At 40.7% G+C, this 26,152-nt stretch carries 29 protein-coding genes and 1 tRNA gene; 27 read left to right on the plus strand and 3 right to left on the minus strand.

Features of this window, described 5'->3' with window-relative positions:
- Positions 1–63: 63 nt before the first annotated feature.
- The 4 genes from VQ00_RS03110 to trxA all read left to right on the plus strand — a co-directional run bounded on the left by VQ00_RS03110 (position 64) and on the right by trxA (position 2,870).
- On the plus strand, positions 64–657 hold the full coding sequence (locus VQ00_RS03110; RefSeq protein WP_046178610.1) for a fatty acid metabolism transcriptional regulator FadR: 594 nt from the start codon (positions 64–66) through the stop codon (positions 655–657).
- A gap of 20 nt (positions 658–677) precedes the next feature.
- Positions 678–1,451, plus strand: a complete 774-nt coding sequence (locus tag VQ00_RS03115) for an electron transfer flavoprotein subunit beta/FixA family protein (RefSeq protein WP_046178611.1) — start codon at positions 678–680, stop codon at positions 1,449–1,451.
- Between the two features lie 21 nt (positions 1,452–1,472).
- On the plus strand, positions 1,473–2,453 hold the full coding sequence (locus VQ00_RS03120) for an electron transfer flavoprotein subunit alpha/FixB family protein (protein WP_046178612.1): 981 nt from the start codon (positions 1,473–1,475) through the stop codon (positions 2,451–2,453).
- A 102-nt stretch (positions 2,454–2,555) separates the two neighbouring features.
- Positions 2,556–2,870 (plus strand): thioredoxin, encoded by a 315-nt coding sequence (trxA, locus tag VQ00_RS03125; RefSeq protein ID WP_046174009.1) that lies wholly within the window; start codon positions 2,556–2,558, stop codon positions 2,868–2,870.
- Between the two features lie 73 nt (positions 2,871–2,943).
- Here trxA and VQ00_RS18770 read toward each other — a convergent pair whose 3' ends face one another.
- The gene (locus VQ00_RS18770; RefSeq protein WP_172645530.1) at positions 2,944–3,105 is read right to left on the minus strand and encodes a hypothetical protein; all 162 of its coding nucleotides are present in this window, start codon (positions 3,103–3,105) and stop codon (positions 2,944–2,946) included.
- Positions 3,106–3,119: 14 nt separating this feature from the next.
- Between VQ00_RS18770 and uvrC the strand changes: the two genes are divergently transcribed.
- The gene (gene uvrC, locus VQ00_RS03130; RefSeq protein ID WP_046178613.1) at positions 3,120–4,895 is read left to right on the plus strand and encodes an excinuclease ABC subunit UvrC; all 1,776 of its coding nucleotides are present in this window, start codon (positions 3,120–3,122) and stop codon (positions 4,893–4,895) included.
- Positions 4,896–4,918: 23 nt separating this feature from the next.
- On the opposite strand, the gene VQ00_RS03135 is transcribed toward uvrC, so the two are convergent.
- Complete coding sequence (locus tag VQ00_RS03135) at positions 4,919–5,353, minus strand: YslB family protein (protein ID WP_052728298.1); 435 nt, start codon at positions 5,351–5,353, stop codon at positions 4,919–4,921.
- Positions 5,354–5,573: 220 nt separating this feature from the next.
- On the opposite strand from VQ00_RS03135, the gene VQ00_RS03140 reads away from it, so the two are divergent.
- The 22 genes from VQ00_RS03140 (at position 5,574) to VQ00_RS18405 (ending at position 24,196) form a co-directional block, all read left to right on the plus strand.
- Positions 5,574–6,182: a succinate dehydrogenase cytochrome b558 subunit gene (locus VQ00_RS03140; RefSeq protein ID WP_046178614.1), complete on the plus strand. Its 609-nt coding sequence runs from the start codon at positions 5,574–5,576 to the stop codon at positions 6,180–6,182.
- A 67-nt stretch (positions 6,183–6,249) separates the two neighbouring features.
- A complete protein-coding gene (gene sdhA, locus VQ00_RS03145) occupies positions 6,250–8,013 on the plus strand; it encodes a succinate dehydrogenase flavoprotein subunit (protein WP_046178615.1) in 1,764 nt (587 codons plus the stop codon).
- Positions 8,013–8,780 carry a succinate dehydrogenase iron-sulfur subunit gene (gene sdhB, locus VQ00_RS03150; RefSeq protein WP_046178616.1) on the plus strand — a complete coding sequence of 256 codons (768 nt, stop codon included), beginning with the start codon at positions 8,013–8,015 and terminating at the stop codon, positions 8,778–8,780. The genes sdhA and sdhB overlap by 1 nt, the downstream gene beginning before the upstream one ends.
- 82 nt (positions 8,781–8,862) lie before the next feature.
- On the plus strand, positions 8,863–9,300 hold the full coding sequence (locus tag VQ00_RS03155; RefSeq protein ID WP_046178617.1) for an acyl-CoA thioesterase: 438 nt from the start codon (positions 8,863–8,865) through the stop codon (positions 9,298–9,300).
- 82 nt (positions 9,301–9,382) lie between these two features.
- Positions 9,383–9,589 (plus strand): helix-turn-helix domain-containing protein, encoded by a 207-nt coding sequence (locus tag VQ00_RS03160; protein ID WP_156153950.1) that lies wholly within the window; start codon positions 9,383–9,385, stop codon positions 9,587–9,589.
- A 117-nt stretch (positions 9,590–9,706) separates the two neighbouring features.
- Positions 9,707–10,156: a MarR family winged helix-turn-helix transcriptional regulator gene (locus VQ00_RS03165; protein ID WP_046178619.1), complete on the plus strand. Its 450-nt coding sequence runs from the start codon at positions 9,707–9,709 to the stop codon at positions 10,154–10,156.
- A gap of 10 nt (positions 10,157–10,166) precedes the next feature.
- Positions 10,167–10,961 (plus strand): glutamate racemase, encoded by a 795-nt coding sequence (gene racE / locus VQ00_RS03170; protein WP_046178620.1) that lies wholly within the window; start codon positions 10,167–10,169, stop codon positions 10,959–10,961.
- Positions 10,962–11,025: 64 nt separating this feature from the next.
- The gene (locus tag VQ00_RS03175) at positions 11,026–12,021 is read left to right on the plus strand and encodes a GerMN domain-containing protein (RefSeq protein WP_046178621.1); all 996 of its coding nucleotides are present in this window, start codon (positions 11,026–11,028) and stop codon (positions 12,019–12,021) included.
- Positions 12,022–12,090: 69 nt separating this feature from the next.
- Entirely contained in the window at positions 12,091–12,849 is a 759-nt protein-coding gene (gene rph / locus VQ00_RS03180) for a ribonuclease PH (RefSeq protein ID WP_046178622.1), read from the plus strand.
- Complete coding sequence (locus VQ00_RS03185) at positions 12,842–13,444, plus strand: XTP/dITP diphosphatase (protein ID WP_046178937.1); 603 nt, start codon at positions 12,842–12,844, stop codon at positions 13,442–13,444. Before rph ends, VQ00_RS03185 begins: the two co-directional genes overlap by 8 nt.
- Positions 13,445–13,446: 2 nt before the next feature.
- Positions 13,447–13,956 (plus strand): metallophosphoesterase, encoded by a 510-nt coding sequence (locus VQ00_RS03190; RefSeq protein ID WP_046178623.1) that lies wholly within the window; start codon positions 13,447–13,449, stop codon positions 13,954–13,956.
- Between the two features lie 159 nt (positions 13,957–14,115).
- Positions 14,116–14,189: transfer RNA gene (locus VQ00_RS03195), tRNA-Arg, on the plus strand.
- Positions 14,190–14,351: 162 nt separating this feature from the next.
- A complete protein-coding gene (locus tag VQ00_RS03200) occupies positions 14,352–15,350 on the plus strand; it encodes a tyrosine-type recombinase/integrase (RefSeq protein WP_046178624.1) in 999 nt (332 codons plus the stop codon).
- Positions 15,351–15,681: 331 nt separating this feature from the next.
- Positions 15,682–17,355 carry an S-layer homology domain-containing protein gene (locus VQ00_RS17615; RefSeq protein ID WP_052728301.1) on the plus strand — a complete coding sequence of 558 codons (1,674 nt, stop codon included), beginning with the start codon at positions 15,682–15,684 and terminating at the stop codon, positions 17,353–17,355.
- 219 nt (positions 17,356–17,574) lie between these two features.
- Positions 17,575–18,219 (plus strand): hypothetical protein, encoded by a 645-nt coding sequence (locus VQ00_RS03210; RefSeq protein WP_046178625.1) that lies wholly within the window; start codon positions 17,575–17,577, stop codon positions 18,217–18,219.
- A 60-nt stretch (positions 18,220–18,279) separates the two neighbouring features.
- A complete protein-coding gene (locus tag VQ00_RS18950) occupies positions 18,280–19,005 on the plus strand; it encodes a restriction endonuclease (protein ID WP_216595821.1) in 726 nt (241 codons plus the stop codon).
- 362 nt (positions 19,006–19,367) lie between these two features.
- The gene (locus tag VQ00_RS03220; RefSeq protein WP_046178626.1) at positions 19,368–19,676 is read left to right on the plus strand and encodes a hypothetical protein; all 309 of its coding nucleotides are present in this window, start codon (positions 19,368–19,370) and stop codon (positions 19,674–19,676) included.
- Entirely contained in the window at positions 19,676–19,939 is a 264-nt protein-coding gene (locus VQ00_RS03225; RefSeq protein ID WP_052728303.1) for a DUF7662 domain-containing protein, read from the plus strand. Before VQ00_RS03220 ends, VQ00_RS03225 begins: the two co-directional genes overlap by 1 nt.
- Before the next feature lie 403 nt (positions 19,940–20,342).
- Positions 20,343–20,966 carry a helix-turn-helix domain-containing protein gene (locus VQ00_RS03230; RefSeq protein ID WP_046178627.1) on the plus strand — a complete coding sequence of 208 codons (624 nt, stop codon included), beginning with the start codon at positions 20,343–20,345 and terminating at the stop codon, positions 20,964–20,966.
- A gap of 68 nt (positions 20,967–21,034) precedes the next feature.
- Positions 21,035–21,856 (plus strand): hypothetical protein, encoded by an 822-nt coding sequence (locus VQ00_RS03235; protein ID WP_046178628.1) that lies wholly within the window; start codon positions 21,035–21,037, stop codon positions 21,854–21,856.
- Between the two features lie 79 nt (positions 21,857–21,935).
- Positions 21,936–23,030, plus strand: coding sequence for a hypothetical protein (locus VQ00_RS03240; protein WP_046178629.1), 1,095 nt, complete (start codon positions 21,936–21,938; stop codon positions 23,028–23,030).
- A gap of 1,004 nt (positions 23,031–24,034) precedes the next feature.
- Complete coding sequence (locus tag VQ00_RS18405; protein WP_156153951.1) at positions 24,035–24,196, plus strand: hypothetical protein; 162 nt, start codon at positions 24,035–24,037, stop codon at positions 24,194–24,196.
- A 94-nt stretch (positions 24,197–24,290) separates the two neighbouring features.
- Here the strand turns inward: VQ00_RS18405 and VQ00_RS03245 are convergent, their stop codons facing one another.
- Positions 24,291–26,090 (minus strand): ATP-dependent nuclease, encoded by a 1,800-nt coding sequence (locus VQ00_RS03245; RefSeq protein ID WP_046178630.1) that lies wholly within the window; start codon positions 26,088–26,090, stop codon positions 24,291–24,293.
- Positions 26,091–26,152: the final 62 nt, after the last annotated feature.

The following is a 26,152-nucleotide window of genomic DNA, read 5'->3' on the forward strand; positions in this document are numbered from 1 at the left end:
GTAAGATAAGTGCATGAATGAATGATCATTCATTATTGATTTTACAGGAAGGCGGCTTGTTTTATGAAAAAGAATAAACCAAAATACCATCAAATCATCGATGCCGCTGTTATCGCAATTGCTGAAAACGGCTACCACCAGGCGCAAGTGTCGAAAATAGCCCGACAGGCCGGTGTGGCAGATGGAACCATCTACTTATATTTTAAAAATAAAGAAGATATTTTAATTTCATTATTTCAAGAAAAAATGGGTACATTCGTAGCAAAAACATCCGAAAGCATTCAAGCGAAACAAACGGCAGCTGAGCAGCTTGAACTACTTGTACAAAACCACTTTACACTTTTGAAAGAAGATCCGCATTTGGCAGTCGTCACACAGCTTGAACTGCGTCAGTCAAATAAGGAGCTTCGTCTGAAAATCAATGAGGTGCTAAAAGAATATTTGCTGCTGATTGATCAGATTTTGCAAACGGGTGTTGAAAATAGGGAATTCAATGATGGACTGAATATCCGGCTTGCCCGGCAGATGATTTTCGGGACGCTGGATGAAATGATTACAACATGGATCATGAATGATCAAAAATATGATTTAGCCGCATCAGCGGGCGACGTCACAAAAATGCTGCTGAACGGATTTTCTGGCAAGGTAAGTGTCTGAACAAATGGGGAGGGAATCAAATGAACTTGTATGTATTGCTGAAAAGAACATTTGACACAGAGGAAAAAATTTCGATTTCAGGCGGGCGCATTCAAGAGGATGGAGCCGAATTTATTATTAATCCGTACGATGAATACGCCGTAGAAGAAGCCATCCAGCTTCGTGATGAGCATGGCGGTGAAGTGACAGTTATTACAGTCGGCAGCGATGAATCCGAAAAGCAGCTGCGGACCGCACTTGCAATGGGGGCAGATAAAGCGGTTCTGATTAATTCAGAGGAAGACCTTGATGAAGGGGATCAATACACAACCGCTAAAATTTTGACCCAGTATTTAAAAGACAAAGAAGTGGATTTGATTTTAGCTGGGAATGTCGCTATAGATGGCGGAAGCGGCCAGGTTGGTCCGCGAGTGGCAGAGGGTCTCGGTATTCCATATGTAACGACTATAACAGACATTGAGGTGAATGGATCTGATGTATCGATTACGCGGGATGTAGAAGGCGACTCGGAAAAAATCAGTACATCATTGCCGCTTCTAGTTACTTGCCAGCAGGGATTGAATGAACCACGCTATCCTTCATTGCCAGGCATTATGAAAGCGAAGAAAAAGCCGCTGGAGGAACTGGAACTGGATGATTTGGATTTAGAGGAAGCTGATGTAGCGTCAAAAACGAAAACAATTGATATTTTTATGCCCCCTGAAAAAGCAGCCGGCCGTGTGCTTGAAGGGGACTTATCCGATCAAGTAAAAGAACTGGCTGGACTGCTCCGTTCTGAAGCAAAAGTCATTTGATTTTTTATAGGGGGGATTATCATGTCAAGAAAAGTAATTGTACTTGGAGAAACACGTGAAGGACAGCTCCGCAACGTGTCGTTTGAAGCCATTGCAGCAGGAAAAACAGCTGCTCAGGGCGGTGAAGTACTTGGCGTGCTGATTGGCGATTCCGTCCAGTCACTCGCCCAGGAAATGATTCAATACGGAGCAGACCGTGTGCTGACTGTAGAAAATGAAAAGCTCGGTCACTATACATCCGATGGGTTTGCCCAAGCGCTGCTGGCGGTCATCGAACAAGAACAGCCAGATGGGATTTTGTTTGGACATACAGCTCTTGGAAAAGATTTATCCCCAAAAATAGCAGCAAAACTTGGCACCGGCCTCATTTCTGATGCGACATCAATTAGTGAAGAAAATGGGGATGTTCTTTTTACCCGGCCTATTTATTCCGGCAAAGCATTTGAAAAAATCATGGTGGAAGACGGTCTTTTGTTTGCGACTATCCGTCCGAATAACATTGAGCCGCTTCAAAAAGATGACACTCGTTCCGGTGATGTTTCTTCTGTATCCGCTTCCATATCGGATTTGCGCACGATCATTCAAGATGTCGTTCGCAAATCAACAGATGGAGTCGACTTATCCGAAGCGAAAGTGATCATTGCCGGCGGGCGCGGCGTGAAAAGTGGAGAAGGATTTCAGCCGTTAAAAGAATTGGCCAATGTGCTTGGCGGCGCAGTTGGAGCCTCACGAGGCGCGTGTGACGCGGACTACTGTGATTATTCCCTGCAAATTGGCCAGACCGGCAAAGTTGTCACGCCAGATTTGTATATTGCATGTGGCATTTCCGGCGCCATTCAGCATTTAGCAGGGATGTCTAATTCAAAAGTCATTGTTGCCATTAATAAAGATCCGGAAGCGGAGATTTTTAAAGTGGCGGATTATGGCATAGTCGGGGACTTATTTGAAGTGGTACCGATGCTGACAGAAGAATTTAAAAAAGTAAAAGCGGGCAGCCTCTAAGTTTGAGGCTGTTTTTTTAGTGGATAAGCAAAATAATAGCTAACGCAAAAAAACGGTGATATACTTTCCATATGATTTAGAAACTTTAGGAGGTATTTATACATGGCAATCGTAAAAGCAACTGATGCAAACTTCTCAACTGAAACAGGAAGCGGACTCGTTCTCGCGGACTTCTGGGCACCTTGGTGCGGACCGTGCAAAATGATTGCTCCAGTATTGGAAGAATTAGATTCTGAAATGAGCGACAAAGTGAAAATCGTAAAGCTTGACGTTGACGAAAATCAGCAGACAGCTGGCGAATACGGCGTAATGAGCATTCCGACGCTGATTTTGTTTAAAGATGGACAGCCGGTCGACAAAGTTATCGGCTTCCAGCCAAAAGAAGCGCTTGAAGAGCTAATCAACCGCAACGCGTAATAAAACGAGAGGCGTCCCGATACACCGGGGCGTTTTTTTTGTATAATGTCTAGCTTTAGGTGCCATCGGAGGCCTACATGATGTGGGTCGCAAAAGCGTTGCGACGATCCGGATGATCTAGTCGGGCGACTGCCACAGGACGTGGCAGCGTTGAAGCGCGTCGGCACGATGCCGCGTTCTTAGCTTTTGTTTCATTAGCCGATGATAAGCAGGCGCCTTCCGCTTTTCTTACCAAAAGAGGTGCATCTTATGAATGAACTGATCCAGCATAAACTGGCTCTTTTACCGGATGAATCCGGTTGTTATTTAATGAAGGACCGGCAGGGGACCATTATTTATGTCGGCAAGGCAAAAGTGCTGAAAAATCGTGTCCGCTCGTATTTTACCGGCTCACATGATGCTAAGACGACACGGCTCGTCAGCGAGATTGTTGATTTTGAATACATTATTACGTCGTCTGATCTCGAAGCGCTTATTTTAGAGCTGAATTTAATTAAAAAGTACGATCCGAAATATAATATCATGCTCAAAGACGACAAGAGCTATCCGTTTATTAAGCTGACAGCGGAACGGCACCCTCGTTTAATCATTACGAGAAAAGTAAAAAAAGACAAAGCGAAATATTTCGGTCCTTATCCAAATGCGTACGCGGCGTCTGAAACGAAAAAGCTGTTAGACCGGCTCTATCCTCTGCGTAAATGCTCTACGCTTCCGGACCGGGTTTGTTTGTATTACCATATGGGGCAGTGTCTTGCTCCTTGTGTGAAGAATGTTCCCAATGAAACATATAAAGAGATGGCAGCGGAAATAACCCGGTTTTTAAATGGCGGCCATCAGGACGTAAAAAAAGCGTTAGAAGCAAAAATGATGGAAGCGGCAGAAAAACTCGAATTTGAACGAGCAAAAGAATACCGGGACCAAATGTCCCACATCGATACATTGATGGAAAAGCAAAAAATCAATATGGCTGATCTGACAGATCGTGATGTATTTGGCTATACAGTGGATAAAGGCTGGATGTGTGTCCAAGTGTTTTTCGTGCGACAGGGGCGTTTAATTGAGCGGGATGTATCCACGTTTCCGGTTTACAGCGAACCGGAAGAAGAATTCCTCACCTTTCTCGGTCGTTTTTATGAAGCGCCGGAGCATTTTAAGCCAAAAGAGATTTTGCTGCCGGATGCCGTCGACGCGGATCTTGCCGGTCAGCTTATTGGCGTGCCGATAACGAAGCCGCAGCGAGGCAAGAAAAAAGAACTCGTTGAGCTTGCGAAAAACAATGCAAAAGCTGCCCTGCGGGAAAAATTTGCGCTGATTGACCGGGACGAAGAACGTACCATCAAAGCAGCCGAACAGCTTGGAGAGGCAATGCGTATTCATATACCGCTTCGAATCGAGGCGTTTGATAACTCAAACATACAAGGAACAGCACCTGTATCAGCGATGATCGTATTTATCGATGGAAAACCAGAGAAAAAAGAATACCGGAAATATAAAATTAAAACAGTCACCGGACCGGATGATTACGGCTCGATGCGCGAAGTCATCCGCCGCCGTTATACCCGCGTTTTACGTGATCATTTGCCATTGCCTGATTTGATTATTATCGATGGGGGAAAAGGACAAATTGAAGCAGCGCGCGACATTTTATTGAATGAACTCGGACTCGATATTCCGATTGCAGGTCTCGCCAAAGATGATCGCCACCGTACATCCCAGCTGCTTTACGGAAATCCGTTGCAAATCGTGCCGCTTATGCATAACAGCCAGGCTTTTTATTTGCTTCAGCGCATTCAAGATGAAGTACACCGGTTTGCGATTACATTCCACCGGCAACTTCGTGGGAAAGGAGCATTTCAGTCCATTTTAGATGACATTGAAGGCGTTGGACCACAGCGAAAAAAACAGCTGCTGAAAACGTTTGGTTCGTTGAAAAAGCTAAAAGAAGCGTCAAAAGAAGAGATTATTGCTGCGGGCATTCCGGAAAAAACAGCCGATGCTCTGCTCGCGGCCCTGGCAGAAAAATAAAATAGACCGCCTTAAAAGGCGGTCTATTCCCATTTTACAGTAATGTCAACATGTTTGCTTTTTTTATGTAATTGGCAAATGGCTTCCGCTTCTCTATCAAAATGCGCTGACATCTGTTCTGCGACAAATCCGCTTTCCAATGTGAAAGAAGGATTGGTCTGCACGTTAAAACGACGTTCAGTCATCCCGCCGGAAAGCCGGTAAAGTCGTTCGTTTTTCGTTTCTTTTATAAGGTAAATCATGCCCCATCCGGCTTCTTGGAAAAAAGCGGACAATTCTTCTGTATCTGTACACGGAAATCGCCGTGCGAGCGCTTTTCCGCCCCAATATAAAACATCACCTGCATCCGAACCCAAAAGATCGCCGATTAAAACGTCCCGGATCAATTCATAGCCAAAGACAGAAACAGACGCATTCTTCGCTTCAGACAGTCTCTGTTCTTCGTTTTCAATAGTCAAAGTTAATTCCTCGCTTTCTCTCTCGTTATTATATACAATTGACCGCGTCAAAAAAAGTATATTCCGTATGAAAAGCCGGACAAAAATGTGCCCACCTTTCCTTGACGCTTATACTTTATGGGAGTAAAATGTACTTGTCACATCGTAAGAGTAGTAGATGAAGCTGTGTGCGAATAATGAAAATATTTGTCGAATGCTTCAAGATTAAGGGGGGGAAATGGTGGCTGACAATCGAGAGTTTTTTTACCGCAGGCTGCATTCATTGCTCGGTGTCATTCCGGTCGGGCTATTTATGACGCAGCACTTAGTCGTCAATCATTTTGCGACGAAAGGGGAAGAAGCGTTTAATCAGGCTGCAGGATTTATGGCAAGCTTGCCGTTTGTGCTTGTACTAGAAACGTTTATTATCTTCCTGCCGCTTTTGTTCCACGCTATTTATGGACTGTATATCGCGTTTACAGCAAAAAATAACGTTGGGCGCTTCGGCTACTTCCGTAACTGGATGTTTGTATTACAGCGCTGGTCAGGCGTAGTTACACTCATCTTCGTCGCATGGCACGTTTGGGAAACACGGGTTCAAGCTGCATTAGGTGCAGAAGTAAACTTTCAAATGATGGAGAACATTTTAGGGAATCCATTCATGCTTGTCTTTTACATAGTTGGCGTCCTCGCAGCGATCTTCCATTTTGCAAATGGTTTATGGTCGTTCTGTGTGAGCTGGGGAATCGCTGTATCACCGCGTTCGCAGCAAATCGTTACATACGCAACGCTATTTGTCTTTTTTGCTTTATCAATTATCGGATTACGCGCAATCTTTGCGTTCGTGTAAAACCGGCAATGAATTGAGTTCTGTCAGATAGATAAAAGATAGAACTGAAAAGGGAGTGGATCTCGCAATGAGTAAAGGTAAAGTTATCGTAGTCGGCGGCGGGCTAGCCGGTCTGATGGCTACGATTAAAGCAGCGGAATCAGGTACGCCTGTTGAGCTATTTTCGCTTGTTCCGGTAAAGCGTTCTCATTCCGTTTGTGCGCAGGGCGGCATTAACGGCGCTGTGAATACAAAAGGAGAAGGCGATTCTCCTTGGGAGCACTTTGATGATTCGGTTTATGGAGGCGATTTTTTAGCGAATCAGCCACCTGTTAAAGCGATGACAGAAGCGGCGCCAGGCATTATCCATTTGCTTGACCGTATGGGCGTTATGTTTAACCGGACGCCGGAAGGACTTCTTGATTTCCGCCGTTTCGGGGGCACGCAGCATCACCGGACAGCATTTGCTGGCGCGACGACAGGCCAGCAGCTTTTGTACGCACTTGATGAGCAGGTTCGCCGCTTTGAAGTAGCGGGTCTTGTGACGAAATATGAAGGATGGGAATTTCTTGGGGCCATTATTGACGATGAAGGCATTTGCCGTGGAATTGTTGGACAGAATCTTTCAACAATGAATATTCAGTCATTCCCTGGCGACGCTGTGATCATGGCGACAGGCGGTCCGGGCATTATTTTTGGGAAATCAACGAATTCCATTATTAACACAGGATCAGCGGCATCAATTGTCTATCAGCAAGGGGTTAATTACGCAAACGGTGAGTTTATTCAAATTCACCCGACAGCCATTCCGGGAGATGATAAACTCCGTCTTATGAGTGAATCGGCGCGTGGTGAAGGCGGTCGGGTTTGGACGTACAAAGACGGAAAGCCTTGGTATTTCCTTGAGGAAAAATATCCAGCTTACGGAAATCTTGTGCCGCGTGACATCGCGACACGTGAAATTTTTGATGTCTGTGTCAACCAAAAACTCGGTATTAACGGTGAAAATATGGTGTACTTGGATCTTTCTCATAAAGATCCGCATGAACTCGATGTAAAACTGGGCGGAATCATCGAAATCTATGAAAAATTCATGGGTGACGATCCGCGTAAAGTGCCAATGAAAATTTTCCCTGCGGTCCATTATTCAATGGGCGGCTTGTGGGTAGATTACGAGCAGCAGACAAATATTCCAGGCCTTTTTGCAGCTGGTGAGTGTGATTACTCACAGCACGGTGCAAACCGTCTCGGTGCGAACTCGCTTCTTTCCGCTATATATGGCGGTATGGTGGCAGGGCCGAATGCAGTACGTTACATTAGTGGTCTTGAAAAAAGTGCTGATGCTGTTTCTTCTTCCATTTTTGATCACCATGTGAAGCAAGAAGAAGCAAAATGGAATGGCATTATGTCATTGAATAAAGGGTCTGAAAATGCCTATGTTATCCACAAAGAACTAGGCGAATGGATGACGGCAAACGTAACTGTTGTTCGATACAACGATAAATTAAAGCAGACAGACGATAAAATTGTCGAACTTTTAGAACGCTATAAAAACATCGATATTAATGATACGGCAAAATGGAGCAATCAAGGGGCAATGTTTACCCGTCAGTTGAAAAACATGCTTCATTTAGCACGCGTTATTACAATCGGCGCGTTAAACCGGAATGAAAGCCGCGGTGCACACTACAAGCCGGACTTCCCGGAACGGAATGACGAAGAATTTATGAAAACAACGATGGCCACGTTTACAGGTGAAAATACGGCGCCTTCTTTCCATTATGAAGAGATTGATGTCTCACTTATTCCACCGCGTAAACGGGACTACTCGAAGAAGAAGGAGGAGAAATAATGAGCGAGCAAAAAACAATCAGCTTCATTATTACCCGTCAGGATGCCGCTGATTCTGCTCCGTATGATGAAGAGTTTGAAGTAGAATACCGCCCGAATATGAACGTCATTTCCGCACTAATGGAAATCCGTCGTAACCCGATGAATAAAAAAGGCGAAAAAACAACACCCATTAACTGGGACATGAACTGCCTTGAAGAAGTGTGCGGTGCGTGCTCTATGAATATTAACGGCAAACCGCGTCAGTCTTGTACAGCACTTGTCGACAAGTTGGAACAGCCAATTCGCTTAGCGCCAATGAATACGTTCCCGGTTGTCCGTGATCTGCAAGTAGATCGCAGCCGTATGTTTGATTCATTGAAGCGTGTAAAAGCATGGGTGCCAATCGATGGTACGTATGACCTTGGCCCTGGACCGCGTATGCCGGAACGGAAGCGTCAATGGGCGTATGAACTTTCAAAATGCATGACGTGCGGCGTCTGCTTAGAAGCATGCCCGAACGTAAACAGCAAATCAAACTTTATCGGCCCACAATCGTTGTCACAAGTTCGTTTATTTAATGCTCACCCGACAGGCGCAATGAACCGTGATGAGCGGTTAGAGACGATCATGGGAGACGGCGGTCTTGGCAACTGCGGCAATTCGCAAAACTGTGTACAGTCTTGCCCGAAAGGCATTCCATTAACGACGTCGATTGCGGCGCTAAACCGCGAAGCAACAATGCAGTCTTTCCGCAGCTTCTTTGGAAGTGACCACGCGGTAGATTAATAACAGAACCTCCAGCATGTGCTGGAGGTTTTCTTTACAGCATAAATGAATGATCATTCATTAATTAATTAGGAGGATTTTCATGAGAATACCTGCATACATTGATGATTGGACAAAATGGTTTGAATCATTTACGTATTATTGGCCAGTAACCGTTCGATTTTCAGAAATTGATATGCTTGGTCATGTAAACAATACGGTTACTTTCAAATATTTTGAAGAAGCGCGTATTCAGTTTTTACAGGAGCAGGGTTTGAAAAAAGAATGGGGCCACGATTCCATAGTATTCGTTGTAGCAGATTTGCAATGTGACTATATAAAGCAGGTTTTTTATGGAGACAATCTTAAAATCTATGTGAAAACGGCTTCATTTGGCACGTCATCGTGTGACATTCACTATAAAGGAATAAATGAAAAAGAAGAAGTGGTTTTCACGGGACGCGGGACAATTGTACAAATAGACAAGGTATCCGGCCGGCCGGTTCCTTTTAATAATGAAACAAAACAGCTGCTCACATAAAACCAATTAAAGGCTGTGCGCATATGATAGTGTAGCGGCGGCTAACCGAAACAGGCTGCTCTTTGAAAGGGTGACAATATGTGTGGCAGCTTTGATTTTGACTAGACGGGAAAAAGATGTGTTTAAGCGGCTTATTGATGGTAAATCGACTCATGATATTGCAGAAGAACTAGGGATTAGTGAAAAAACGGTACGGAATCACATTTCAAATGGCATTCAAAAGCTTGGCGTCAAAGGGCGGGCGCAAGCTATTGTCGAATTGCTTCGGATTGGAGAGCTTTCTCTATAGCATCATGGCCGTGCCGATTCACTCGGCACGGTTTTTCCCTTGCTTGCATTTTACGTAAAAAACAAGGAAAATAGATGAAGAATCGCATATTGTTTTCACATGAAAGGGTGCAAATGAATGTCTCTCATACAAAGCAGCCCGGGAGAAGCTGTCGCTGATATTGAGCGGAACCTGCGTCATATCGACGGCATTATCAAGCAAAAAGGCCGCGAGATTTTAAATGATTATAAGATTACACCACCGCAATTTATCGCGCTGCATTCATTATATGAAAAAGGAGACACGACAATCGGGGAGCTGTCATCCAGAATGTTTCTGGCGTGCAGCACGACGACTGATCTCATCGATCGGATGGAAAAGACTTCCCTTGTTGAGCGGGTCCGAGATACGAAAGACCGCCGCATCGTCCGCATTCACCTGCTTAAAGAAGGCGAAAAAATTATTAAAGATGTCATTAAAAGGCGCCGTGAATATGTGGAAGGCGTGCTGAACAACTTTTCGGAAAAAGAAACAGCACAATTAAATGCTCTTTTAAATAAAATGCACATTGAAATGAAAGTGGAATGAGGCGGACGTGTTGAATAGACCAATCGGAGTCATTGATTCAGGTGTCGGCGGACTGACAGTTGCAAAAGAAATGATGCGTCAGCTGCCGAAAGAAACGATTTATTATATAGGGGATACCGCACGCTGTCCGTATGGTCCGCGCTTGCCGGGAGAGGTTCGAAAGTTCACATGGGAAATGACCCGCTTTTTGGAGCAGTACGATATGAAAATGCTCGTCATTGCCTGTAACACGGCAACAGCCGTCGTACTCGATGAAATTAAACGTGAGCTGACCATTCCAGTCGTCGGTGTTATTCAGCCGGGGGCCCGGGCAGCGATTAAGCAAACGAAAAATCGTCATATTGCCGTGCTCGGAACAACCGGCACAGTGAAAAGCCGTGCATATGAAAAAGCCATCGAAGCGATTGATCCAGGTGCAGAAGTGTACTCGCTTGCCTGTCCCGATTTTGTGCCGCTCGTAGAAAGCGGAGAATACCGGAGTGAGCGTGCAAAACAAATTGTTGCACAAACCCTTAAGCCGTTTAAAAAAACTCCGTCAGACACCGTTATATTAGGCTGTACGCATTATCCGCTTTTGGAACCGATTATTGCGGATTATATGGGACCGGATGTATCCGTGATCAGTTCAGGTGATGAAACGGCACGTGGTGTCAGTGCAATTCTGGAATTTAATGATATGCTTGCGGAAAATGAGCAGGCGAAACACCGTTTTTTCACAACGGGAAGCATTAAATCATTTAATGTCATTGCGGCTGACTGGCTTGGCGACATTCAATTGGATACGAAAAAAATTCAGCTGGCATAATGCCGGCTTTTTTTCGTTTGACCGCATATATTTGTATGAATGCATAAAGAAAGGGGCGGTTTGCGTGCGGAAAAAGTGTGGGTTGGCTATGCTGCTTATACTGTCAGGCTGTGCAGGAGAACCAGAAGAAGGACTGCCGATAAAAGTCGTATACACAGAAGAAGGGGAAGACAGTCCTGCATCAGCTGCTGAAACCGTGATGGCGGAGCTGTATGTAGTCGATCAAAATCGGCTGCTCGTCCCGCAAGTGCTGCCGATTGAAGCGAATGGGCATGAAGAAAAAGCCGCCCTTCTTGCATTAGCAGAAGGAACTGCTCCAGCCGGGTTTCAGTCGCCACTTCCGGAAGGAACGATTATTCAAGATGTTGAATTGAAAGGGAAAACGGCCATTGTCAGTGTAGCAGGTGCTTTTTCAGACTATCCGGCGGAAGAGGAAGAACTAGTTGCCGCGGCCATTACATGGACCGTAACAGGAATGGGACAGGCTGAACGCGTTCAGTTGAAGCTGAATGGAGAAAAACTGGACGCGATGCCAAAAGCGGGCTTGCCAATTGCGGCAGGCGGGATGAAACGAGAAGATGGCATTAATATGAAAGCCGGTTATACGGACACCGGTGCCACAAAGCCCATTACTGTTTATTTTACAGCTCAAAATGAACAGGGTCCTTATTTAGTACCGGTTACTCGGCGAATTTCAGCGCAAACAACTGATTTGATTGCTGCTTCTGTTTCTGAACTTGCCAAGGGGCCTGTTCCTGGCAGCGGCCTTATGACAACCTGGCCTTCTGATGCAAAATTAGCTGCATCGCCAGTTGTGGAAAATGGACGGGCGGTGCTTCAATTTAGCGACGCGATTTTAGAAAATAATGGCGAAGCACTCGTCTCCAGCAGTTTGCTGAAGCCACTCGCACTGACGCTCGCCGCTTCGGCGGAGATAGACAGCATTGCTGTAAAAGTGGAAGGACATCCGGATGTGAAGATGGAAACGGGCGCCCCGGTACCTGCTTCGTTGACCGCTCCGTTGTTTGTAAATGCAGAAAGTAATCTATCGGCGGAATGAACATTTGACAGACGCGCGTAAATTCCGGAAAATGGACAGCGGAAGCAGGAAAAAACGGAGGGAATCAATATGCGCATAGACGGACGGACAGAAAAAGAACTTCGCCCAGTTGGAATTGAAACAAGCTTTTTAACACACCCGGAAGGATCTGTACTCATTTCAATTGGAAACACAAAAGTGATTTGCACGGCGAGCATTGAAGATCGTGTTCCGCCGTTTATGAGGGGAAGCGGAAAAGGCTGGGTGACAGCAGAGTACGCGATGATCCCGCGTGCGACTGGCCAGCGTAACATGCGGGAATCAACAAAAGGGAAAGTAACGGGACGGACGATGGAAATCCAGCGGCTTATTGGCCGGGCGCTGCGTGCAGTTGTGGATCTGGATGTGATCGGAGAACGGACGATCTGGATTGACTGCGATGTTATTCAAGCGGATGGCGGAACGCGCACAGCGGCGATTACCGGCGCATTTGTGGCGATGACGCTCGCCTTGCATGATTTGGCGATTGAAAAAGATTTTCCGCTGTACCCGGTTACCGATTTTCTTGCGGCGACCAGTGTCGGAATCGTCAAAGAGCACGGCGTCGTGGTAGACTTAAACTATGAAGAAGACAGCAGTGCGGAAGTGGATATGAATGTTGTCATGACCGGCGATGGTCAATTTGTTGAAGTGCAGGGAACCGGGGAAGAAGCAACGTTTTCCATGAATGAGCTTCAACAGCTGCTTGAAGCAGCACAGGGCGGCATGAAAATGCTGTTTGATATTCAGGCGGATGTACTCGGTGTTGCGGCGGATTTGATTCATGAAAGGAAATCAGCGAATGAATGAACTCATTGTTGCCACTCAAAATGTGGGAAAAGCGAAAGAGTTCGTTCGCATGTTTGAACCTCTTGGCATTACAGTGAAAACACTGCTCGATTATCCAGAGCTGCCGGACGTGGAGGAGACAGGTGAAACGTTCGCAGAAAACGCACTCTTAAAAGCAGAATCCGCTGCCCGGTTAACAGGCCGGCCGGCGATTGCTGACGATTCCGGAATCGTCATTGATGCGCTTAATGGCCGCCCAGGAGTGTATTCCGCGCGTTATGCGGGAATAGAGAAAAATGACCGGGCTAACAATGAAAAAGTGTTGGATGAAATGAAAAATGTACCCAGTGGCAGCCGCAGTGCCCGGTTTGCGTGTGTGCTGGCTGTGGCGTTTCCAGACGGACGAAAGCCTATATTCGCGGAAGGATTTTGTGAAGGGTCGATCGCTTTTGAAGAACAAGGCAAAAATGGCTTTGGCTATGACCCTTTATTTATTCCGGACGGATATGAGGTTACGCTGGCCCAAATCGATCCGGAAGAAAAAAACATAATCAGCCACCGCGCGCATGCATTAAACACATTACGGGCAGTACTGCCCGAACTGGCAGGTGAATAAAGGTGAAAATGTTAATCGTAAGCGACAACCACGGATGGGACAGTATTTTAACTGACTTGAAGCGCCGCTACAAAGACAAAGTGGATGCAATGATTCATTGCGGGGATTCTGAAATGACGGCTGAGGACCCAGCAGTTGATGGCTATACCGTTGTCCGCGGCAACTGTGATTCAGAAGACCAGTTCCCCAATGACGTGTTAGAAAGTGTGGAGGACTGCCGTGTATTCGTTACACACGGTCACCGATACAACATTAAAATGACGTTAACCAATTTAGCGATGAAAGCGAAAGAAACAGGTGCTGACTTTGTTTTCTTCGGTCACTCGCACACGGCCGGTGCCGAAATGGCCGATGGCGTTTTGTATTTAAATCCGGGCAGCATCTCTTTGCCGCGCGGACGCCGCGAAAAAACGTACGCTATTGTGGATGTGAAAAAATCTAAAATTGCTGTCCGCTTTTTTGATGAGAGGCATCATGAAGTAGAAGCGTTAAGCTGTACATTCAACCGCTGATTGGTCAGGCGGCTGGAACGTCCTGCCGGTGTGCAGGGCGTTTTTTTACTCAGACATAGAAGGATTTACTCAGACATAAAAATAATTCCAGCCATAATTTAAAATTCATGTTGACATCGTATCCAACGATTGCTATTATAAATATTGTCTTTAAAGCAAGTCTCAGTAGCTCAGCTGGATAGAGCAACGCCCTTCTAAGGCGTCGGTCGGGGGTTCGAATCCCTCCTGGGACATCATACATAAGAAATCAAAAAGGCAATCTGTCACGTTATGGTGCGGATTGTCTTTTTTCTAAACGTACACTTTCATTGTTTGAAGTGAAACGGTCAGTCATTCGGTCACCGATGATATTTGATCGTTTTTGGCTTCACTAACAGTGGAGGTGTTTTTTTGTTATGACAAAGAAGAAAGGAATCTTTGACGTAAAGGTGGATGTTCGTAAATTGTTTGACGAGGAGCCGCAGAGGGGTCTTGGAATCGATTCAAAGCAGCAGAAGGTACAACAAGGCTCCAAATCGATTAAAGACGCTCTTGCAACGATTTCGAGCCAAATGAAGGTCAGCGGGAATAGAAGCCGAACCATAAGTGACTATATTCTGCACGTAGAACATTTTCAATCAATTACTGAGACAAAATATATAGCGGATATTACAGTCGAGACTGTGTATGAATGGCTGGACAGCATGAAAGTCAGCAACCAGACAAAACTTACAAGGCTAAAATGCTTCAAGGCTTTTCTTTCAAGATGTTTGGATAACGGATGGATTGAAACAAAGTTTTGGCGGACTGTGAATATAAAAGTAGATCAGAAGGTGAAGGAAGGAGCTACAGACGCCGAAATAAGCGTCTTGCTATCTGTTCTAGACCTAAGTAACTTTATTGAGCTAAGAGACGCTGTGGCAGCTCTCCTGATGTATAAGACAGGGGTTCGAATCAATACTCTCTCACAGTTGGAAGAGCGGCATATCAATTTGAATGAAAATGTATTGGTGCTTGATGGAAGCATTATGAAAAATCATCAGAGTTTGAAACTTCCATTCGATGATTTATTAGGAAATCTCTTAGCGGTGCTAATTGACCAAAATGCAATTGTCCGCAAAGCATATCGCAAAAACAATCAATTGCTGTTTATTACAAAGTACGGAGATGTCATATCTAATTCACCAACGCACAACAACGTTCAAAAAAGATTGAACAAATACAGCAAGATGTATGGTTTAAAAAATATCAATCCGCATGCTTTACGCAGAGGATTTGCGAAGAATTTATTGGATAAAGGGGCGAGTGTAGCCGTAATTTCCAAAGCGCTCGGGCATTCGGATATTGCAGTGACAACGAAATACCTATATCTGGATATGGACGAGGTAGCAGATAACTTGCGGAGATATTTGTGAAAAATAGTAAGTAGGCACTCTCGCTTAGCAAGCCGAGGAAGATGTATGGGGAAATGGCGGTGCAAAGTGATGAACCGTGACTTATATCTTGAGAAGGTGGATAACAGGTCATGGTTAGAGAGTAAAAAACAAAAAAATATTGCAGGGTGTGACCACGGTAATCTGCTGAGAAAGAGATGTCTTAATAAGACGTCTCTTTTTATTTTTATCAATTGCATGGTGTCGCTATCCAGTTTTTTAAGAGGTTTTCTAAAAGGGTAAATTTACTTGTTATTTTTTTGATATAATGATGAAGATAATTCATTAATTTACATAAGAGGAGAAAACAACCATGAAAAAGCCGTTAAAAGTTTTAGCCACTACATTAGTTGCAGGAACGATATTTTCTTCAACAATATCACCATCATTAGCAAATACAACAAACCCTCCACTAGAGACAAGCACCAATCTATTCACTGATGTAAAGGCTGGAACAAAGCTGGGAGAAGCTGTAGAGTTTCTAGTTAGAAACGGAATTGCTAGAGGATACGATGAAGCATTCGGAGTAAACGATTCAATTAAACGTGTTGATTTCGCTGTAATACTTGGGAATTATCTAGCGGTTGACACAGCTAATGCTCCAAAATCTACCTTCAGAGATCTTCCATTTCGTGCATCTGGCATCGTATCGGCACTTAAAGCAAAAGGGATCGTAAATGGTAAAACAGCTACGAGCTTTGGAGCTGGAGACAATATTACACGAGGCGAAGCGGCTATCATGCTTTACAGAGCTTTTAAGGACGATTTCTATGTAAATGAGTCAACAACATTCACTGACGTCTCGCCTCGTTATATTGAGGCTGTTGGAACATTGTTTAATTCTGGCATCATAGCAGGTCTCAACAATGGTAAATTTGGAACGGATGAATCTTTAACAAGAGGTCAAATGGCTTTACTAATTAAAAGAATCTATGATTTCCAGCAGTCATTAAAGAATGAGAAAAGATCTGGATTTGTTGCTTTTGGAGACAGCAATACATCTAGCTCATACTTTGAAACAGAGTATCCAGAGTACGTTAGTAAACGATGGACAGATCAAGTGGCGGCTGTTTATGGCGAGGGATTAGAAGAATATAACGCAGGGAATAGCGGATATAGCACAAGAGACAGCGATCCACTCTTTCAAGAAAAGGTACTTAATCTTAAGCCGAGTTATGTGACAATCTTGTTTGGAATCAACGATGCTCTCATCTACAAAGGTGAACCACAGGTGAGCAAAGAGGACTTTAAAAAGTATCTTACAAAATGGGTTTCAGCTCTTAGAGCAAGAGATACTACAGTGGTATTGCTGACAAATCCACCAATCATCGAAGAAACATATTATAAGTCTGAGCTTAACAATGTCGCACCTTATTACAAAGACAAAGGCGGCTTACGTGCGTGGATTAACAGTTACAACGATATCATCCGTCAAGTTGCCAAAGAACAGTTCGTTCCAGTTGTAGATGTTTACGACATTATATCTTACGAGGCTGGCGGCGCAACTGACGACACACTTATGAAGAGCGGATATATTGACAGTAGTGTTGGCATTCATTTAACTCCTAAAGCAAATAACATTGTTGCAAATGAGGTGAAGAAGATTTTGGCAGACGATGAGGAACTTCTTACATCAGAGCAGGATGGCGTATTTATGAACGCAGAAAAGAAAACATATAAACTTAGCGAGATTAAAGATGTCAAACTAACTATCGAGAATAAGAGCGATGTATCGTACAACTACGCTCCCGTATTTACAATTCAAAAGAAAGTAGCAACTGATTGGGTTACACTTGACCAAGATCCAGAAATCGCCCCTCCTGCAATTATTAATAGCCTTGAGGCAAATAAAACAGTAACAGAGTATGCACATTTCTCGACATTGGATCTGCCTGTTACAACAGGAACGTATCGCATCGTTCATACCTTTGGAAATGAGAGCGGAAAGATCGTTAAACTGGCAGCATATATCGATGTTACCGAATAATAGAGCAGCTTTATGCTGCTTTTTTGATTAAATTCAACTATAGGTAAAGTTTTACCTGAACGCAGTGAAATGGCAGATATATTAGTGTTAAAGAAGAGAAATAAATTATTTGAGATTCCTTTATATAAAGGAGCCTTTTTAATTGGTTGCTATGGTTAAAATTATAATTAAATACAGTTAATACTTTATATGGTAAAATGGGTAAAAAGGAGGGTAATCATGAAATTGCATTTTTTTATTTTACCCATAGTCGTCCTCGCAGCTTTATACATAGGGTTTGACGCAACTAATAAACAGAACGTGAGCAGCGAAATTGCTACTAAACAAGCACTAAGTTTAGAAAGTGAAGAAGAGAATCAAGCTAATGAACAAAAAACTGATACAAATGACCCGCAGCTCGATCCTACAATGCTAGTGGACTTTTTTGTAGAGAATGATTATACAGCGTCACCTATTTTTACAGGTGAAACTTGTGATATTTATACAGTGAAGAATACATATGAGAATGTACAGGTTCAAGTTGATATTTACTATGAAAGAAAAACTGAAAAAGTGGTACTCGTGGAGTCTAACGTAGACGGAAGTTATTACTTTGCCCATCCTGACCAAGAGGGTGCAGAGAAGTTAGTTACTCAAGTAGCAAATAGTATTTTTGTTCCGCTTGCGAAGCTTCCATACAATACGGCAAAACCCGAAGAAGCAGCTGAGTGGGTTCAGTCTCACATAGATGATTCATATGCGGTTGAGCCAAAAGAAAAGACAAGCAATCATGTAGGTCTGGCTACTATTAATATTTTTGGAAGTCCGCTTTTTAGAACACTTGAATTGGACTTTGGATTTGCAAATAGCACAGATTCTCTGTGAGCATCATCAAATAAAATTAATCGTAATATAAAAAAGTATAGGCTGCGAGGACTTAATACGATGAATGAAGAAAAAATGATCTTATCTGCTATTTTAGCTGGCATTATTATATTAGTGGTATTTTGTATAGAAGTGCTTTATGTAAAACAAAAAGAGTATAGAAATAAAATTGATCTGTTAAAGAAATCTAAGCCCCTTAAACAGTATCTTGATTCTTTAATCTATTTTAAAGGAGAAAGCGTTAGCCTTAATGATGTACGTGAATCAGAAGTGAAAAGGGTTCTAAGAGACATTCAAGAGCAAGAGGCAGGTCTTAAGGTTGAAATAAAACATATTAAAATTGCTTTAAATCAAATGATATTGGACAGAAAAAATGTTCAGGCTACACAAAAACCTCATAGCGTAAAAGAGTCGATTTCATTAAATCAAATCGATCAAATGAGTGGAATTGATTTTGAACGCTTTTTAAAAAGATTTTTTGAAAAAAGAGGATATAGAGTCACAATTACACCTGCCTCTGGAGATCAAGGCGTAGATTTAATTCTTTTTCGTGACAATCGAAAAATTGCCATACAAGCCAAAAGATATAATCAAACAAACAGGGTAGGTAATAAAGCAGTACAGGAAGTTTACGCAGGGAAGCCATACTATGATTGCGATGAAGCTTGTGTAATTACTACTTCTTATTTTACAAGCCAAGCAATTTCACTCGCAAGTAAAGCGGGAGTTAAGTTGATAGATCGAAAAAGATTGCAGCTATTATTAAAAGATCAGATTAAGCTGTGATACGTAATGCTGTCAACGCATCAGATGTATTGAATTTTAAATACATTGAAATATAAATGAGTATAGGAAACTGCCGATAACTTGTAACTTGTGCCTTATACCTATAAAGAAGCAGATAACCGATAAAGAGTGTAAGAAAATTGCTCTAACTAATAGGTAAGTAAATTCAAAAGTAAGCAGGTGACCACGGTAATCTGTGGAGAAAAGGAGGAATCTTTCAATAAGATTCCTCTTTTTTGTGTGCTTGTTAGCATTATATTCACCTATAGTCACAATACACAATCACATTCTACCGCTTACTAGTCGGCTTTTTTATAATGTGCTACGATCAAATACATAAATAACCAGGAAGGAGAAATATTGTGAACTTATCATTTGAACAGAAAGTTTCTATTTTTGAAGATGCTCAGTATGGCATGACTAGATACACCATCAAGCCAGACAAAACCAATTTCAAATACAAAGGCAAGGTTATTGTGAGAGAAATGCGAGAAGGAAGCTCTGTTGCCTATGTATGGGGTAGAGACATTCAATTGTTTACGAACAACTACAAGGTTGATGTAAGAGGCTGGATATATGTTCATGAGTTTTCTGAGGAGGAGACCAGAGAGCTGCTCCAACAAGTATTAGCCAGAAGAGATCAACTACAAGATCAAAGGGGGAGCAAATAATGAGTCGCATATCAAAGTATTATCCACTCAGCCAGTACCTTCAGCAGCAAGATAGAAATAGTACCGCTGCTGTCAAGTTATCCTTCAAGGATATTGAGCACATTATTCAAACAAGCTTGCCTCCTACAGCAAGGAAAAGAGTACAGTGGTGGGCGAATTCTAAAACAGAGCAGTCACGGCAATGTAGCTCTTGGATAGGTTATAACTGGGAGACAGCACAAGTAGACATTAATAACGAATCAGTAGTATTTCGTAAAAAATAATAGAGAACTGTTAGTCTCTAATAAAATTTAATTGGCACCTGTATAAAGGTAAATTGTTTTGTTTCACTCTACCGCTCAATAAAATGGGGGGGAGTTAACACCAAAATAAGATTACGGGATAGACAAAATCTTCGTAACACACCTTCATCTCGAAGTTGTTATAAATTAGGAAGACGCAAGTATACACTGAGCATAGTGATAGTAAAAAATAATTCGATCGTTATTCTGTAAGGGAGAAAGGTATCTTGTGAAACAGGCAAGGTACTTTTTTTATTTAAATAACGCTATTTTGATCATGTTATATACAATGATATGTAAATTATGCTTGATTGTTGTACCAGTACGATATAATATAAGTATATAAAATAATTATTGGACAAGTACAAAAAAAGGAGGATGAACTATGATTGGATTAGAATCTATTGCAAGAGTGTTTGACAAGCAAGCTAAAGAGATAGCTGAAGAACTAGGGTGTAGTAAGCAAACAGTATCTGGTTGGATAAATGAAAAAACCCCAATAGCTGATAAATGGAAGAAAAGACTTTCTCAAATGTTTGGTTTACCAGAGGCTTTTTTCTCGAAGAAATTGAATAGGGTGGAATTGATTGATGTGGAAATTGCTTATTTGAGAAAGCTTAATGAAGAAAATAAAGTAATCGTGGAAGAAGTTGTAGATGGAGAGTTAAATAAGCAAAAACGTTACCCCTACCAAGGTGAAATTTGGTTTCTAGAACAACAAAGAGAAAAAGAGGTTTTATTGTTAGAAACAGGAGAACTCTTGGATTTTGATTCGGATAATGAGTTAGATGAGTACATGAACAGTTTACCTTATGATGAAGCTTTAAAAACGATTAATTATATATTCAAAACAGGAGAACAAGGTCACATTCAAGCAGTAACTCTTTTACTAGAACTATTAACTACATGGGGAAAGCCAAGATCAAAGGCGTCTAAAGGGTTAATCTACGATATGACCGAACTGTTAAAGAAACACAACATTACTCCTTCTCCTATTGAAAGAAAATAGCGATTCTCTCTTAAAATCTCTAATTGTAAATAAATCAAAATAAATATAAAAACGAAAGAGGTATAAAAATGCAGAAGACTTGTAAGAAGTGCAATAAATTAAAAGACGAGCATAACTTCCATGGGGGGTACAGCTGTAAAGAATGTCATTCTGATAAAGTACAGTTTAACAAAAAGCTTGGAGTAGAAAGAGAAATTAAAAAACTGCTTAAGTTAAACATTATTAAGAAAGAAGAAGTGGATGCTGCAAAGACTTTGTACGTTTCTGCGAAGAGTCGAATAGAATCCTGCAAATATAAAATAGGTATATATGGAAAGAAGGGGATAAAATCTGCTTATGATTCCCCGTTTGTATTTACAAAAGATATTATAGAAACTTTACCTACATTTTGGGGAGAGTGGAAAAATCAAAATAAAATCTATGAAGAATCAAGAACCAGGGCAGCTCGTCCTACCATTGATCGTATTGATGATTCAAAAGGTTATACACTCTCAAATATTCAAATGCTGTCTAAAAGAAACAATACACTAAAGGCAGCATCTGTCCCAAACAAGGTAATAATCATTAAAAACCAAGAAGTTTATGATTTTATCGAGTTTGAAAGTAAAAAAGAAATGAACCAAAAACTAATAGAACAGGATATACCTATCAAGACCACAAAAATAAAAATGGATACTGGTAAGATTCAAGAAGTTGGAAACGGTTACTCGTTGATCTTGCAATCAGAAGGAAGTGAAATAAAATCAACAAATAAAGCGTGTTATAAGGTAGTTATTGATCGGCGGCGGGAAAAGTACGACTTAGATACTGGTGAGGTAGTTGAAGTTTTAGAATCTTGGCAGAATCAATTCAAAATTGGTCCTATAAGAATAACAAGTAACGAAATTTAAGTAAGTCTTAGGTGGTCGTACCTCAATTGGGGTAGTGACCACCTTTTTAATCTTTATATATTAAAGGAGAAATTTTCAAATGATTTATTACAGCGAAGAAGAATACAATATTTTTTTATTTGTCGGAGGTTCTAGAGGGAAAGAAGAGAGGCATGTTTTCATGCCTAATGAGATCTTTACAGATTTGAAAAATGCAATTGATGTTTGGGAAGAAGGGCGAAGTAGTAAGCATATTGCTTTTGCATTCGGATATGTCTTCTTAACGTACTATTTATACAATTACGCTTTATTTGGAAGAGAAGGTAATGGATATGGTGAAATACAATTTACTGAAGCTGAGTTAAAAAAACTTTTGACAGTTTCACCTACTAGTAAAGGAAAAAAAGGCATAACATATATCACTAAGAAAAATGGTGTTTTAGAGCAAGCTGGCTATATTAAAAAGGTAACTGACTATCCTATTTCCTACTATTTCAATAAGGATGATATGATACTAAATTTTAATTATTATTCGGAAATTAAAGAAATATTGCCAATCGAATTACAAAAAGTACGTAACAGGAAAATTAATTATCCAGTAAAATTATTGGATAATAGAGTGATGAAACTTACAGACGGAAATGAGTATGAAACGTTCGGAACTTTAGACGATATTGGTAATACAACGAAAGTTGATGTGAAAGTATTTGTTTATTGCATGACCAGAGAAGACTTGGGAGTTGAGGCATTTTACTTATACTGTATTCTCTTATACAAGGGTTATCTATTTGGAAAAGGTTCTTGGGACTGTCCTCTGGAAGAGATGCCATCGAACACTGGAATGAAGATCGATATAATTAGCGGTAAATTAAAAGCGCTTGAACAATATAATATGATATATAACTCCCATATGCCTTTTGTACCCAATCTAAGAGATTATACGAGCAAAAAAATATATGCCAACACATATAGAGCGAAGCCGTATGATGAATTCATTGGAAGGGGGGTACTGAAAAAAGAGATAGAAGTAAGACGTGTTCTCTCTGCTGCAACATATGAAGCAACTATTGGATTTGTTGACGATCTAAATGCGACTAACGAACCTGAAGCAGATGAAAGAATAGAGGAGGATGATTTTAACCCTTTTGCTGAAAGTCGTGTACTTGAACGTGAAGCAATAAATATGCCTCAATGAAGCATTTGAAAAATCTATTCTTAGTTTAGAAATTGACGTGTGTTGCATTGAGTTAACTGTTACAAACCAGAAGGTATTCACATGTACAGTACAATTAAATCTTGATTTAAAGCAAACTTCATTAACTATTAGGATTATAAAAAGATGAAATCTAAAAGGTGCGACTGAGCCAGTATACTTAACTAATTAATATGCAAATATTATATAGTCATTAGAATTATAGAGAGTGCATAATCATTAGTTAAGTATACATGGTGGGTCACACCTTTTAAGTTTTTTCGAAAATAATTGAAATGAAAACTTATAGCTTGTTATTCAATTAAGAACAAATCTGAGAAGTAAGTCAGTTTCATCCCAAGTATAATGTTAAACGCTTCGAAACAACAAGGTTAAAAGTTGTGTAGAAAATGTAAGATCAGCCTACTGAACGCTATAAAATATGTTAAACAGCCTTTAGCATATTCCTCGTTAGTGGAAAGTCATAACTTTAACCTCAGGATACATAATCTTAAATTACTTTAACGATATGAGAGATAACATAAGTGAATCAGGTCTCACTCAGAAAGAGACTCCTGTTAATATAAACGATTCGATAAAAAATGATTTATGCTTACGATTGCAAGGTTTCAATCGTAAGCAGTAAGTGACGTTAGAACCTTTTTACGGTCAAAGTATAACCGGCGATATAGATAAATTTGTTGTAAGTTGAAAAGTGATTACGATAGAGGGTATTAAAAAATGTCTTATAACCTGCTTCTCGTTATAAACAATAAAGAGGGGGTGGTTAACACCAAATAACCACCTTTTTGCAGCAAGAGCGGCAGCAACACACCCTTAGACCGAAGTTGAATTATTTGTAGAAGATAATACTATTAGCCTTCAACTTGTATCATTAGGAAACGATTGAATGAAACCTTGATTTTATTTAGCAGCTTTAACTAATGAAAACTTTAAGTGAGGATTGGATTGATGAATGAATATTCGTGGTGGTATTGTAAGGAGAAATGGAGTTACATTTGTCTCTGATCGATTTATCGTTTCAGCTTCGTAATGATCTTTATACTCGTCTTGATAGAGTAGCCAAAAGAAGAGGACGAGGCTTTAAACAAATATTGTTAAATGAGATGCTTGAGGCATTGCTGGATGGATTGGAAAAGCAGGAATAAAACAAGCTATTACTTACTAGAGAAGAAAGACTTTCATCTAGTTAATACAACAGCCGCCAACTAAATTGTATTGACGGCTGTTGTAATGGAGTTATTAACTGATTAAGTCTAATGCTTTAAATAAGTCCGTTATTGTACTTTTAGTTTCCTCGCCCAGTTCGCTGAATTCAACGTCACATTTAGTTTCCATGAATTTTTTGGAGATTACAACTTTGTCAGCGAATTTAACTTTAGTTGAATTTTTCACGCCAGTTCTTACCATATCTTTGAAATCTTCCAAGACTACAGTGTTAAAATCCTCATCTGAAAATACATCTTCAATTGCATTTCCAGCAATATTACTAACAAAGCATATTTTATCTTCTTCAAGATTAAAGTCTTGAATTAGCTGCCTCTTTGCTTGATTACCTGCTTTGTCGTTATCAATTAATACCTTAAAGTCTACACCCCAACCTAGTAATAAGCTTACTAGGATTGTTATCTTGCTAACACCTGCACTAGGTATGAATCGAACATCTTTTAAGGAATAACCACTTTTCTCTAGGATTTCTTTTAGACCATTCAAGTAGTAATAATCTGAAATTCCTTCAACTAAGACTGTATATCCAGATGAAATTGTTAAATCCCTAGTTAAATCCAATCCAATAGAAGTGATTACAGGGGTCATTGTATCTTTGTCAGCCCCCCTATGAATCTTATTCTCGATCAATGTATTTTGGTGTTCATTCTTATTTACTAATCTAACTCGCTCTAGACGATTAGCATCTATTAAATATGGGCTATGAGTAGTAAAAATAACTTGTTGTTTTGAACTGATTTGTTCCAAAAGGGTTAATATGTCATTTTGTGCCTTAGCATGCAAGTAAAGCCCTGGCTCATCTACCAATATTATTGAGTTATCATCCATTTCTGAATTCATAGTAAGGAAAAATGATAAAAACCATTGAAATCCTTGGCTTCTCTGATTAGGCTTAAATGGCGTATCCCCATTTCCATCATAAATATGGAAATGCAACTTTTCTCCATCCATATTTAGGTTAAGTCTGATATCATTCTGCCTGTAGTATTCTCCAAAATTTCCAGTTACTTTTGCAGATACTCTGCTTGTGATAGTAAGTTTTTTTGTTCCATCCTCTTCTTCTATTAAGTCTTCTAGGGAATAGTCAGTTAATTTGAAGAACCTTTTAACTATATTACTCTCCTTTGCAGCTTCTTTAAGAATAGTGTCTGGCAGAATATCATTAAATGAATCAAAAAGAATAAAGTTAGGGATTAAATCTTCTAAAGAATCGAAAATATTCAATTCTTTCTTTGCCTTATTTGCTAAATCATTTATTAATTTATTAACAGTTTCGATAGTATTTTGATTTTCTTCAGATAGCTCACAATCACTTGTTAATTTTCCCCATTCCAATTTTAACTTACTAAGAAAATCTTGATTACTAACGTCCATGCTAAAGGAAGCATCCAGGGAATCAGCAAATTGCTTAACAATGTCTACTAGCTCTTTTTTTAAATCAATTATATCATCCTGGAGTCGATCTATAAAAGAGTCTGTTACATCGCTATTAAAAAGCTCATCTCCATTTGCATTTCGTTCAACAATTAAGTCAACAAATTCGTCTGTTGTATCAATAACTATATCTTCATCAATTTCACTTAACAGGTGAGTAGAAACACTAAAACATACTTCAACTTTAGGTTCTCCAGTAAAATGTTGAGGAAAATCATTTTCATTAAACTCATTATCCCCAAATGCTTTTAAAGCTTTGAGTATATTAGATTTTCCAGATTCATTTTTTCCAGCTAAAATAGATAATTCGGAATTTAAGTAAAATGTTTGAGTATCTGTAATAGATCTAAAATTAGATATTTTAACCCATTTGATTTTCAAAAAACCCCACTCCTTTTCTACTTGATTATACCTTTTGTGACAAAATTCTACTATAATAACCT

The sequence above is a fragment of the Domibacillus tundrae genome (assembly GCF_000970675.1).
Classification (GTDB): Bacteria; Bacillota; Bacilli; order Bacillales; family Domibacillaceae; genus Domibacillus; species Domibacillus tundrae.

Excerpts from the sequence above, each read along its gene's own strand:
- rph (WP_046178622.1), top strand. The coding sequence starts at position 12,091 with ATGCGCATAGACGGACGGACAGAAAAAGAACTTCGCCCAGTTGGAATT.
- VQ00_RS03185 (WP_046178937.1), top strand. The coding sequence starts at position 12,842 with ATGAATGAACTCATTGTTGCCACTCAAAATGTGGGAAAAGCGAAAGAG.
- VQ00_RS03120 (WP_046178612.1), top strand. The coding sequence starts at position 1,473 with ATGTCAAGAAAAGTAATTGTACTTGGAGAAACACGTGAAGGACAGCTC.
- VQ00_RS03225 (WP_052728303.1), top strand. The coding sequence starts at position 19,676 with ATGAGTCGCATATCAAAGTATTATCCACTCAGCCAGTACCTTCAGCAG.
- VQ00_RS03235 (WP_046178628.1), top strand. The coding sequence starts at position 21,035 with ATGCAGAAGACTTGTAAGAAGTGCAATAAATTAAAAGACGAGCATAAC.
- VQ00_RS03200 (WP_046178624.1), top strand. The coding sequence starts at position 14,352 with ATGACAAAGAAGAAAGGAATCTTTGACGTAAAGGTGGATGTTCGTAAA.
- sdhB (WP_046178616.1), top strand. The coding sequence starts at position 8,013 with ATGAGCGAGCAAAAAACAATCAGCTTCATTATTACCCGTCAGGATGCC.
- VQ00_RS03155 (WP_046178617.1), top strand. The coding sequence starts at position 8,863 with ATGAGAATACCTGCATACATTGATGATTGGACAAAATGGTTTGAATCA.
- uvrC (WP_046178613.1), top strand. The coding sequence starts at position 3,120 with ATGAATGAACTGATCCAGCATAAACTGGCTCTTTTACCGGATGAATCC.
- trxA (WP_046174009.1), top strand. The coding sequence starts at position 2,556 with ATGGCAATCGTAAAAGCAACTGATGCAAACTTCTCAACTGAAACAGGA.
- VQ00_RS03230 (WP_046178627.1), top strand. The coding sequence starts at position 20,343 with ATGATTGGATTAGAATCTATTGCAAGAGTGTTTGACAAGCAAGCTAAA.
- sdhA (WP_046178615.1), top strand. The coding sequence starts at position 6,250 with ATGAGTAAAGGTAAAGTTATCGTAGTCGGCGGCGGGCTAGCCGGTCTG.
- VQ00_RS17615 (WP_052728301.1), top strand. The coding sequence starts at position 15,682 with ATGAAAAAGCCGTTAAAAGTTTTAGCCACTACATTAGTTGCAGGAACG.
- VQ00_RS03240 (WP_046178629.1), top strand. The coding sequence starts at position 21,936 with ATGATTTATTACAGCGAAGAAGAATACAATATTTTTTTATTTGTCGGA.
- VQ00_RS18405 (WP_156153951.1), top strand. The coding sequence starts at position 24,035 with ATGGAGTTACATTTGTCTCTGATCGATTTATCGTTTCAGCTTCGTAAT.
- VQ00_RS03165 (WP_046178619.1), top strand. The coding sequence starts at position 9,707 with ATGTCTCTCATACAAAGCAGCCCGGGAGAAGCTGTCGCTGATATTGAG.
- VQ00_RS03115 (WP_046178611.1), top strand. The coding sequence starts at position 678 with ATGAACTTGTATGTATTGCTGAAAAGAACATTTGACACAGAGGAAAAA.
- VQ00_RS03110 (WP_046178610.1), top strand. The coding sequence starts at position 64 with ATGAAAAAGAATAAACCAAAATACCATCAAATCATCGATGCCGCTGTT.
- VQ00_RS03210 (WP_046178625.1), top strand. The coding sequence starts at position 17,575 with ATGAAATTGCATTTTTTTATTTTACCCATAGTCGTCCTCGCAGCTTTA.
- VQ00_RS18950 (WP_216595821.1), top strand. The coding sequence starts at position 18,280 with ATGAATGAAGAAAAAATGATCTTATCTGCTATTTTAGCTGGCATTATT.